The 9,783-nt window shown below is 72.0% G+C and carries 11 protein-coding genes; 4 read left to right on the top strand and 7 right to left on the bottom strand.

Translation table 11 applies throughout. The features are described 5' to 3' along the window. Positions 1 to 9: 9 nt before the first annotated feature. Positions 10 to 792, bottom strand: a complete 783-nt coding sequence (locus tag AB0H82_RS14730) for a lysophospholipid acyltransferase family protein (protein ID WP_362992492.1) — start codon at positions 790 to 792, stop codon at positions 10 to 12. A gap of 153 nt (positions 793 to 945) precedes the next feature. Between AB0H82_RS14730 and AB0H82_RS14735 the strand changes: the two genes are divergently transcribed. Next, entirely contained in the window at positions 946 to 1,725 is a 780-nt protein-coding gene (locus AB0H82_RS14735) for an alpha/beta fold hydrolase (protein ID WP_362992494.1), read from the top strand. Then, on the top strand, positions 1,718 to 2,359 hold the full coding sequence (locus AB0H82_RS14740; protein ID WP_362992495.1) for a hypothetical protein: 642 nt from the start codon (positions 1,718 to 1,720) through the stop codon (positions 2,357 to 2,359). The genes AB0H82_RS14735 and AB0H82_RS14740 overlap by 8 nt, the downstream gene beginning before the upstream one ends. 61 nt (positions 2,360 to 2,420) lie before the next feature. Here the strand turns inward: AB0H82_RS14740 and AB0H82_RS14745 are convergent, their stop codons facing one another. From AB0H82_RS14745 to AB0H82_RS14770, 6 genes are all read right to left on the bottom strand, one after another. Beyond that, a complete protein-coding gene (locus AB0H82_RS14745) occupies positions 2,421 to 3,182 on the bottom strand; it encodes an endonuclease/exonuclease/phosphatase family protein (RefSeq protein ID WP_362992497.1) in 762 nt (253 codons plus the stop codon). Positions 3,183 to 3,284: 102 nt separating this feature from the next. After that, positions 3,285 to 4,238, bottom strand: coding sequence for an ROK family glucokinase (locus AB0H82_RS14750; RefSeq protein ID WP_362992499.1), 954 nt, complete (start codon positions 4,236 to 4,238; stop codon positions 3,285 to 3,287). A 52-nt stretch (positions 4,239 to 4,290) separates the two neighbouring features. Next, on the bottom strand, positions 4,291 to 4,728 hold the full coding sequence (locus AB0H82_RS14755) for a DUF5304 domain-containing protein (RefSeq protein ID WP_362992501.1): 438 nt from the start codon (positions 4,726 to 4,728) through the stop codon (positions 4,291 to 4,293). A gap of 34 nt (positions 4,729 to 4,762) precedes the next feature. Then, complete coding sequence (locus tag AB0H82_RS14760) at positions 4,763 to 5,947, bottom strand: ArsA-related P-loop ATPase (RefSeq protein ID WP_362992503.1); 1,185 nt, start codon at positions 5,945 to 5,947, stop codon at positions 4,763 to 4,765. A gap of 131 nt (positions 5,948 to 6,078) precedes the next feature. Further along, positions 6,079 to 6,525, bottom strand: a complete 447-nt coding sequence (locus AB0H82_RS14765) for an SRPBCC family protein (RefSeq protein WP_362992505.1) — start codon at positions 6,523 to 6,525, stop codon at positions 6,079 to 6,081. Between the two features lie 73 nt (positions 6,526 to 6,598). Continuing rightward, on the bottom strand, positions 6,599 to 7,375 hold the full coding sequence (locus tag AB0H82_RS14770) for a metallophosphoesterase (protein WP_362992507.1): 777 nt from the start codon (positions 7,373 to 7,375) through the stop codon (positions 6,599 to 6,601). A gap of 296 nt (positions 7,376 to 7,671) precedes the next feature. On the opposite strand from AB0H82_RS14770, the gene AB0H82_RS14775 reads away from it, so the two are divergent. Both AB0H82_RS14775 and AB0H82_RS14780 read left to right on the top strand, forming a co-directional pair. Further along, the gene (locus tag AB0H82_RS14775; protein ID WP_362992509.1) at positions 7,672 to 9,468 is read left to right on the top strand and encodes an AMP-dependent synthetase/ligase; all 1,797 of its coding nucleotides are present in this window, start codon (positions 7,672 to 7,674) and stop codon (positions 9,466 to 9,468) included. Positions 9,469 to 9,595: 127 nt separating this feature from the next. Further along, on the top strand, positions 9,596 to 9,783 hold a 188-nt coding region (locus AB0H82_RS14780; RefSeq protein ID WP_362992510.1), incomplete at its 3' end, for a hypothetical protein.

The raw sequence follows: 9,783 nt of genomic DNA on the forward strand, positions 1-9,783 counted from the left end.
CGGACGCGGTTAAGAGCCGGCCCGTTCCTTGCGCCCGCCCTTGTGTCCGTCCTTGTTGCCGTCCTTGTGTCCGCTCTTGTTGCCGTCCGCCGCCTTGGCCGCCTTGGCCGCGTCGGAGATCTGGCGCTTCGCGGCCGTCGCGTACATGTCGACGTACTCCTGGCCGGAGAGCTTCATGATCTCGTACATGACCTCGTCGGTCAGCGCGCGCAGCACGAAGCGGTCCTGCTCCATGCCCTGGTAGCGCCGGAAGTCGAGCGGCTTGCCGATGCGGATGCCGGGCCGCATCAGCTTGGGCATCACCTTGCCGGGCGGCTGGATCTTCTCCGTGTCGATCATCGCGACGGGGAGCACGGGCGCGCCGGTGGCGAGGGCCACGCGCGCGAGGCCGCCCGGTTTGCCGCGGTAGAGGCGCCCGTCGGGCGAGCGCGTGCCTTCGGGGTAGATGCCGAAGAGCTCACCGCGCTCCAGGACCTCGATGCCGCTCTTGATGGCGGCCTCGCCCGCGCCGCGCGCGCCGGAGCGGTCCACGGGGAGCTGGCCCACGCCCTTGAAGAAGGCCGCGGTGAGCTTGCCCTTCACGCCGGGCGAGGTGAAGTACTCCGCCTTGGCGATGAAGGTGACCTTGCGGTCGAGGACCGCGGGGAGGAAGAAGGAGTCCGAGAACGAGAGGTGGTTGCTCGCCAGAATCGCAGGGCCCTCGGCGGGGACGTTCTCAAGGCCCTCCACCCAGGGCCTGAAGCCGAGCTTCAGCGGCCCTCCGATGGCAACCTTCATTGCGCCGTAGATCAAACCGAGTGCCTCCTGTTTCTGTGGATCAGACCTTAACCCGGGGTGCGGCCAATGGGCCCGACGACCCTGGTCGGTGTCAGTCCGGTCGCGTACGGTGAAGTACTCCTCACGACCCTTGAATCCCCTCGTCACATCTCACGAAGGAGACCGAAGGTGCCGGTCCTCCCCGGAGCCGAGCCGTACCGCCACGAAGGCGGCGAGGTCGGCGTCCTCCTCTGCCACGGCTTCACCGGATCCCCGCAGTCGCTGCGTCCCTGGGCCGAGTATCTGGCGGAGCGCGGCCTCACCGTCTCGCTGCCGCTGCTGCCCGGGCACGGCACCCGCTGGGAGGACATGCAGGTCACCGGCTGGCAGGACTGGTACGCCGAGGTGGAGCGCGAGCTGCGGGGCCTCCTCGACCGGTGCGCGCGGGTCTTCGTCTTCGGGCTCTCCATGGGCGGCGCGCTCGCGCTGCGCCTGGCGGCCAAGCACGGGGACGCGGTCAGCGGCCTCGTCCTGGTCAACCCGGGGAACAAGGTGCACGGCGTCGCGGCGCACGCGCTGCCGGTCGTGCGGCACTTCGTGACGACGACCAACGGCATCGCGAGCGACATCGCCAAGCCCGGCTCCGTCGAGATCGGCTACGACAAGGTCCCGCTGCACGCCGCGCACTCCCTGCGCCGCTTCTTCCGCCTGGTCGACGCGGAACTGCCGCAGGTGACCCAGCCGTTGGTGGTGCTGCACAGCCCGCGCGACCACGTGGTGCCGCCCGCCGACTCGGCCCGCATCCTCGGCCGCGTCTCGTCCACGGACGTCGAGGAGATCCTGCTGGAACAGAGCTACCACGTCGCGACGTTGGACTACGACGCGGACCGGATCTTCGAGGAGAGTTACGCGTTCATCGCCCGGCTCGCCCCCAGCGTCGGCAAGGAAGGGACGGCCACCGGTGGCTGAGCACGAGGCGGCGGACCGCGACGAGAGCCGCGAGCCCGAGAAGAGCAAGGTCCCCGGTGACGGGGTGCCGCTGGACGAGGACGCCGCCTGGCGGGCCATCGTCGCGGGGTACGGCGAGGAGCCCGCGGACCCGCCGGGCGCCAAGCCCTTCAAGTCCGTCGAGGACCTGGCACTCCTGGAGACGGAGACGAACGGCCCCACGGACGGCTCCGGCGGCTCGGGCCCTGTGAAGAGCCCCGCCGAGCCCGCCCCGGACGACAAGTCCGGCACCGACAAGCCGCTCGGCAGCTCCGTCTCGTTCGCGCCCGGAGTCGGCATGGGCGGCGGGCCGCGCGACTACACCACGCCCGAGCCCTCCGAGAAGGACTTCGACGCCGACGACGAGGGGCACTTCGTGCCGCCCGAGCCGCCGCCGCTGCCCGAGGCCGACGTGACGGCCAGGTTCGCCTGGCTCGCCGTGCTCGGCGGCCCGCTGCTCATCCTGCTCGCCGTGCTGCTCGGCTGGCAGATGACGTGGTGGCTGACCACGCTCGGCATCGGCGGCTTCCTGGGCGGCTTCGCGACGCTGGTGATGCGGATGAACAGCGGCGACGACGAGGAGGACGACGACCCGGGACGCGGCGCGGTCGTCTGAACCGCTCCGGGCCCTATGGCGTGTCTTTCGGATCAGCCCGGGCCCGTCCAAAAGACACGCCCTAGGCGGCCGGGACCCTGAGGGCGGCCAGGACCGGTAGGTGGTCCGTGGCCGCCCTCAGGTCCGCCGCGCTCACCCCGGGCAGGTCCGACGGCACGCCGCAGCCCAGGACCTCGATCCCGGAGGTCGCGAAGATCGCGTCGATGCGCTGGTGCGGGTCGTCCGGCGTCGAGGTGTTCTCGCCGCCCCACGGCTTGGCCGTCCAGCAGTCCTGGAGCCCTTCGGCGAGCCTGCGGAACGTCCGGCCGCCGGGCCGCTCGTTGAGGTCGCCGCCCGCGACGGCGTGCTCCACGCCCATCCCGGCGAGCCGGTCGAGCAGCATCCCGCCCTGCGCGTACCGCTCGTCGGTCTGGAGGCTCAGGTGGCAGCTCAGGACGCCGACGCGGGCACCGCCGAAGCGCACGACGGCGGTCGCGAAGCCGCGCCGGTGCAGTCCGGGGGTGAGCGGCAGCAGCACATCCTCGGTGCGCTCGACGGTGGCGCGCAGGGAGCAGAGCAGCGCCGGTCCGGCCGCGCTGCCACCGCCGGAGAGGATCACCAGGTCGGCGGCGCGCGCGAGGCGGGCCAGCTTCTTGCGCCAGCGGAAGAACCGCGGCGCCTCCTGGACCAGGACGAGGTCGGGGGCGCAGGCGGCGATGGTCCTGGCGAGCGCGGCGGTGTCGTCGCGCATCGAGCGGATGTTGTAGCTGAGCACCCGGATGACGGCCGAACCGTCGGGTTCGGTACGCGAGTCGGGGAGCGTGGAGCTCGGGCTCGTCGGCATGGCGATCAAGATACGCGAACGCCGGACAGGCCGAGGATATTCGGCCTGTCCGGCGTTTGAGGACGAGCGCGCGGCGCGGTCGGCGGCGCCCCCGTCACGGGGTCACATGACCGGGTCGGGCTCCCGCGCCAGGTCGGCCGCGCCGACCAGGCCCGCCTTGTTGCCCAGCTGGGCGGCGATGACCTGGGCCTCGGGGCGCCAGGCGGCGCCGACGAGCCAGCGCTTGAAGGACTTGCGGATCGGGTCGAGGACCAGCTCGCCCTCGTCCGAGAGGCCGCCGCCGACGATGAACGCGGACGGGTCGAAGAGCGACGCCAGGTCGGCGAGTCCCGCGCCCGCCCAGCGGGCCAGCTCGCGGTAGGAGTCGATGGCGACGGCGTCGCCCTGCCGCGCGGCCATCGAGATGTGCTTGCCCTCGATGCCGTCGGGGGTGCCGTCGCCGAGCGAGAGGAGGTACTCGGCGTTCTCCGGGGTGGCGTTGGCGCGCTGCTTCGCGTACCGCACGAGGGCGCGTCCTGAGGCGTACTGCTCCCAGCAGCCCTGGCTGCCGCAGCCACAGAGCAGGCCGTCCGGCACCATCCGGATGTGGCCGAACTCGGCGGCCACGCCGAAGTGCCCGCGGCGCAGCTTGTTGCCGATGATGATGCCGCCGCCGAGGCCTGTGCCGAGCGTGATGCAGATGACGTTGCGGTGGCCCTTGCCGCCGCCGAACCTGTACTCGCCCCAGGCCGCGGCGTTGGCGTCGTTCTCGACGACCACGGGCAGGCCGACGCGCTTCTCGACCTCGTCCTTGAGCGGCTCCTGCCGCCAGTCGATGTTCGGCGCGAAGTAGACCGTGGAGCGCTGGCGGTTGACGTATCCGGCGGCGCCGATGCCGACGCCGACGATCTCGTGTCCGGCCCGTGCGCCCGCCACCGCGGAGGCGATCGCGTCGACGATGGCCTCGGAAGTACCAGGGGTCGGCACCTTGAAGGTCGAGAGGATGTTGCCGTCCTCGTCGACCACTCCGGCCGCGATCTTGGTGCCGCCGATGTCGACGCCGATGGTGAGTCCCATGAATCCCTCAGTTCGATCGAGCCCCGCTACGGCCCACCGTACCCGAGGGGGGTCAGTCCAGATCGATGTGTTCGCCCGCCGCGGGACCCTCGTCCTCGCGATCCTCGCCGCGGGTCCAGCGGCGCTCCTGGCCCTCGACCGCGGAGCGGTAGGCGGCGAGCAGCTCGGAGCCGGCCGCCGCGAGGTGGTCGAAGACGTCGGGGTTGCGCTCGATGACCGGTTCGACGACGGCCTTCGCCTCCCTGACGACCTGCTTCAGGGTCTGCTCGACGGCACCCTGCGCGACCGCGCCGAGCAGCGGCGTCTGCAGTCCCGAGAGCTTCTCCGAGACCGCGTCGACAAGCTTGCGCAGCTCCTCGGCCGCCGAGCCGGGCGGCGGACCGTACTGCGCGCGGCGGCGGGCCTGCTCCGCCGCGAGATCCTCGGCGCACGCCTGCTCCCAGGCGTTGGCGTCGGCTTCGGGGGCTTCGTGCCCGGTGGCATCGCTCATGCCACTCGACGTTACCCGAATGGCGGTAGGACGTTCACCGTCCGGACGGCCACAGGTCCGGGTCCGGCGCGAACCGGACCCGCAGCTCGCCCTCGTGCAGCCCGGCCCCCGCGACGGTGCAGCGGCGCAGCGCGGAAGGGAGGGGGACGATGCGGCGGAAGGGGCCCGCGGTGACGACGATTTCATCGCCGCGCCGGATGAGGCCGAGCTCGTCGCGTGCGGCGCCGGGCAGCGGGATGTGCCACACGTAGATGCGGCTGCCGTCGTCGGCGGTGGCGTCGGTGACGGGCCAGGGAGCCGCTTCGGGGCCGGCGGGGGCGGGCGCGGTGAGGCCGAGGGCGGCGAGGTCGTCGGCGCCGCGCGGGTCGCGGCCGAGGTGTGGGACCCTGCGGACCGGGCCGACATGGTCGTACGCCGACTCCCACTCGGTGAGCGTCTTGTGCTGCTGGGCACAGACGCCGGCCAGCCAGGTGTCGGAGCTGGTGTCCGGCAGGACGCGGTTGGCGACCAGGAGGTCGGTGCGCAGGCCGTGCAGGGCGAGGCCGGTGGCGGCGGCTCGGACGGCGTCGGCGCCCGCGGGGCCGGGTTCGGCGACCAGGCGGACGGTGGTGGTGGGGGCCTCGATCACGCGCTGGACGGCGGCGAGGTCGTCCTCCCGGCGGGCCGCGGCCTCGTACAGCCAGGCGGCGGGCATCGGGACGCCCGCGAGACGGCCGAGCACGGGGCGCAGGGCGCGGGCCGCCTGCCGCTCGGGCGGGAGCAGGCGGCGCAGGTAGCGGCGGAGCTGCTCGGGGAGCGCGAGGGTCGCGAGGGCCTTGGCGGTGGGCGGCAGGTCGACGACGACGGTGTCGTACGTGTCGTCGCGGGCGGCGTCGCGCAGGGCGCGCAGCAGGGCCAGCTCCTCGGCGCCCGGCAGCGCGGTCAGCTCCTCGCCGTCGAGCCGTTCGGCGCCGAGCAGGTCGAGGGCGGAGGCGGCACGTTCCTGCAGGGCGAGCAGGTCGTCCCGGAAGCGGGCGTCGGCGTCGGGCCTGTGGGTGGTGAGCCCGGGGTGCGTGGCCGGGGCGCCCGGCGCTGTGCCGAGCGCCGTGCCGAGGGTGTCGGCGCGGTCGGCGGAGATCACGAGGGTCCGGTGGCCTGCGCGGGCCGCGGCGAGTGCGGTGGCGGCGGCGACGGTGGTTCGGCCGGAGCCGCCGGGGCCGGTGACGAGGAGGGTGCGCATAGGGGTGACCGTACGTCAGCGCGTTGCGGAGGCGGGGGGCGCCCACTCGCCGTGGGGGGCTGCGCTTTTCCCGCGGCCGACGGGTGTGGGTGGTTGCTCGCGCAGTTCCCCGCGCCCCTGAAAGCCCCCGGTTACGCCGTGCCGGAGCCGGACTCCACGCGCTTCTTCAAGCCCGCCAGTGCGCGGTCGATGATGACCTTCTCGGCCTTGCGCTTGATCATGCCGAGCATGGGGATCTTGACGTCGACGGTGAGCTGGTAGGTGACCTCGGTGCCGGTGCCGACGGGCTTGAGGAGGTACGAGCCGTCCAGCGAGCGGAGCATCTGGGACTTGACGAGGGTCCAGCTGACCTCGTTGTCGCCGGTCCAGGTGTAGCCGAGGGTCTGGTCGTCCTTGATCGCGCCGGCGTCCATGACGAGGCGGACCTGCTCGGCGCGGCCCCGCTCGTCGGTGGCGAGCACCTCGGCCTCCTTCACCTCACCGGTCCAGTCCGGGTAGCGGGCGAAGTCGGCGATCACTCCCATGACCTCGGCCGGTGCCGCCTCGATCGTGATGCTCGAGCTGGTGTGTTCCGCCATCGCTGTGGCTCCTCCAGATGCGGTCCGGGACAGAGGGGTGTGTACCGCGTGAAGGCTACCGCGCGCCGCGTGGTCACCACTCCAGGGCCCAGGGCCTGGACGACCCGGCGAAGTGGCCGACGTTCACGCACTCCGTCGCGCCGACGCGCATGCGCCGGACCAGTGGCTGGTGGACGTGGCCGAAGAGGGCGTACCGCGGACGGGTCCTGCGGATCGCTTCGAGCAGGGCGCGGCTGCCCCGTTCGAAGCGGCGGGCCACGGTGTCGTAGAGGAGCTCGGGCACGTCCGGCGGGATGTGCGTGCACAGGACGTCGACCTCGCCGACGGCCTCGATCTTCGCGGCGTACTCCTCGTCGCTGATCTCGTAGGGCGTACGCATCGGGGTGCGCAGGCCGCCGCCGACGAAGCCGAAGACGCGGCCGCCGATCTCGGCCCGCTCGCCGTCGAGGACGGTGGTGCCGGGGCGCGCGTACTCGGGCCAGAGGGTCGGGATGTCGACATTGCCGTAGGTGGCGTAGGTCGGGGTGGGGAAGGCCGCGAACATTTCGGCGTACTGCTTCCGGACGGCGTACTCGATCGCCGTGGCCCGGTCGCTGCCGATGGTCCCCCACAGTTTCCGGCCGAATTCCCTGGCCTCCTCGAAGCGGCGGGCGGTGCGCAGCTCGACGAGCCGGGTCGCGTTCGCCGGGCCGAAGAGGTCGGGGAAGATGCCGCGCGAGTGGTCGGCGTAGTCGAGGAAGAGCACGAGGTCGCCGAGGCAGACGAGCGCGTCCGCGCCGTCTCCCGCGCGGGCGAGACCCTCGGCGTTGCCGTGCACGTCACTGACCACATTGACCCGGAAAGCTGGCATGCCGATCACCCTAGGGCGGTCGCCCGGCGGGCGGTAGAGGCTCTTGACCGTGTGCGACCTGCGGTTACTTCCGAGTCAGGAAGACCGTGGCGTACTGTGCGATTCAGACCAGAACGACGTGTGACGCACCGAACATCTGGCCCTGCCCCCCTACCGAACCAGCCATACCGATGGGTAACGTCCGGGCAGTCCAGTAGTGCTCAGCCCCCACTCGACTGAGCACCTGCCCGATCTTGGACCGCACCGTCGCAGCACACAACGTCGTGGCGCCGGCGCCCTATGTAGGAGCAGCAGTCTTGCGCGAGTTCAGCCTTCCGGCCCTGTACGAGGTCCCTGCGGACGGCAATCTGACCGACATCGTCCGTAGAAATGCCGCGCAGTACCCGGATGTCGCCGTCATCGGCCGCAAGGTCGACGGCCGCTGGCAGGACGTCACCGCGAAGGCTTTCCTCGCCGATGTGCGCGCCACCGCCAAGGGTCTGATCGCCGCCGGCGTGCGCCCCGGCGACCGCGTCGGCCTGATGTCCCGCACCCGGTACGAGTGGACGCTCTTCGACTTCGCCATCTGGAGCGCGGGCGCCGTCACCGTCCCCGTCTACGAGACGAGCTCCGCCGAGCAGATCCAGTGGATACTGGGCGACTCCGGCGCCGTGGCCTGCGTCGTCGAACTGGACGCGCACGCCGCGGCCGTCGACTCGGTGCGCGACCGGCTGCCCGCCCTCTCCCACATCTGGCAGATCGACAAGGGCGGCGTCGAGGAGCTGCACCGCACGGGCGCCGACGTGCCGGACGCGACCGTCGACGAGCGCGGCGCGGTGGCCGGCGCCGACGACCCGGCCACCATCGTCTACACCTCCGGCACCACCGGCCGGCCCAAGGGCTGCGTCCTCACCCACCGCAGCTTCTTCGCGGAGTGCGGCAACGTGGTGGAGCGCCTCAAGCCCCTCTTCCGTACGGGCGAGTGTTCGGTTCTCCTCTTCCTGCCCGTCGCGCACGTGTTCGGGCGGCTCGTCGAGGTCGCCGCGCTGATGGCGCCCATCAAGCTCGGCCACGCGCCGGACGTCAAGAACCTCACGGACGAGCTGGCCTCCTTCCGGCCGACCATGATCCTGGGCGTGCCGCGCGTCTTCGAGAAGGTCTACAACTCGGCGCGCGCCAAGGCGCAGGCCGACGGCAAGGGCAAGATCTTCGACAAGGCCGCCGACACGGCCATCGCGTACAGCCGCGCGCTCGACACGTCGTCGGGCCCGTCCCTGGGCCTGCGGATCAAGCACGCGATCTTCGACAAGCTGGTCTTCAGCAAGCTGCGGGCCGTCCTCGGCGGACGCGGCGAGTACGCGATCTCCGGCGGCGCCCCGCTCGGTGAGCGCCTCGGCCACTTCTTCCGCGGCATCGGCTTCACGGTCCTGGAGGGCTACGGCCTCACCGAGTCCTGCGCGGCCACCGCCTTCAACCCGTGGGACCGCCAGAAGATCGGCACGGTCGGCCAGCCGCTGCCCGGCTCGGTCGTCCGCATCGCCGACGACGGCGAGGTGCTCCTCCACGGCGAGCACCTGTTCAAGGAGTACTGGAACAACGAGGGCGCCACCGAGGAGGCCCTCGCCGACGGCTGGTTCCACACCGGTGACATCGGCACGCTCGACGAGGACGGCTATCTGCGCATCACCGGCCGCAAGAAGGAGATCATCGTCACCGCGGGCGGCAAGAACGTCGCCCCCGCCGTGATCGAGGACCGCATCCGCGCGCACGCCCTGGTCGCCGAGTGCATGGTCGTCGGGGACGGCCGCCCGTTCGTGGGCGCGCTGGTCACCGTGGACGACGAGTTCCTTGGCCGCTGGGCGGCGGACCACGGCAAGCCCGCCGGTTCGACGGCGGCCTCTCTCCGTGACGACCCGGATCTCCTCGCCGCGATCCAGAGCGCGGTGGACGACGGCAACGCGGCGGTCTCCAAGGCGGAGTCCGTACGCAAGTTCCGGGTCCTGTCCTCCCAGTTCACGGAGGAGTCGGGGCATCTGACGCCGTCGCTGAAGCTGAAGCGGAATGTGGTGGCCAAGGATTACGCGGACGAGATCGAGGCGATTTACCGCGGGTAGCGTTGGCGGAGCCGCCCACTCGCCGTGGGGGGCGCCCTTGCCTCGCGGCTCGCGGTCTCTTGTGGTTGCTCGCTGCGCCCACTCGCCGTGGGGCGTGGCTTGTTGTGCGACTCCCGGTCTCTTGTGGTTGCTCGCGCAGTTCCCCGCGCCCCTGGAGCGGGGGCTGCGCCCCGCTCCCCCACGACGCGCCCCTGAAAGCGGCGCAGCCGGCTTTTCAGGGCTGGGCGACTCCGGCGCCGTGGCCTGCGTCGTCGAACTGGACGCGCACGCCGCGGCCGTCGACTCGGTGCGCGACCGGCTGCCCGCCCTCTCCCA

Source organism: Streptomyces sp. NPDC050732, assembly GCF_040654255.1.
GTDB lineage: Bacteria > Actinomycetota > Actinomycetes > Streptomycetales > Streptomycetaceae > Streptomyces.

What these genes read in the sequence shown, in the direction of transcription:
- AB0H82_RS14745 (WP_362992497.1), bottom strand. Translation starts at nt 3,182, where the DNA reads ATGCCGACGAGCCCGAGCTCCACGCTCCCCGACTCGCGTACCGAACCC.
- AB0H82_RS14750 (WP_362992499.1), bottom strand. Translation starts at nt 4,238, where the DNA reads ATGGGACTCACCATCGGCGTCGACATCGGCGGCACCAAGATCGCGGCC.
- AB0H82_RS14755 (WP_362992501.1), bottom strand. Translation starts at nt 4,728, where the DNA reads ATGAGCGATGCCACCGGGCACGAAGCCCCCGAAGCCGACGCCAACGCC.
- AB0H82_RS14760 (WP_362992503.1), bottom strand. Translation starts at nt 5,947, where the DNA reads ATGCGCACCCTCCTCGTCACCGGCCCCGGCGGCTCCGGCCGAACCACC.
- AB0H82_RS14765 (WP_362992505.1), bottom strand. Translation starts at nt 6,525, where the DNA reads ATGGCGGAACACACCAGCTCGAGCATCACGATCGAGGCGGCACCGGCC.
- AB0H82_RS14770 (WP_362992507.1), bottom strand. Translation starts at nt 7,375, where the DNA reads ATGCCAGCTTTCCGGGTCAATGTGGTCAGTGACGTGCACGGCAACGCC.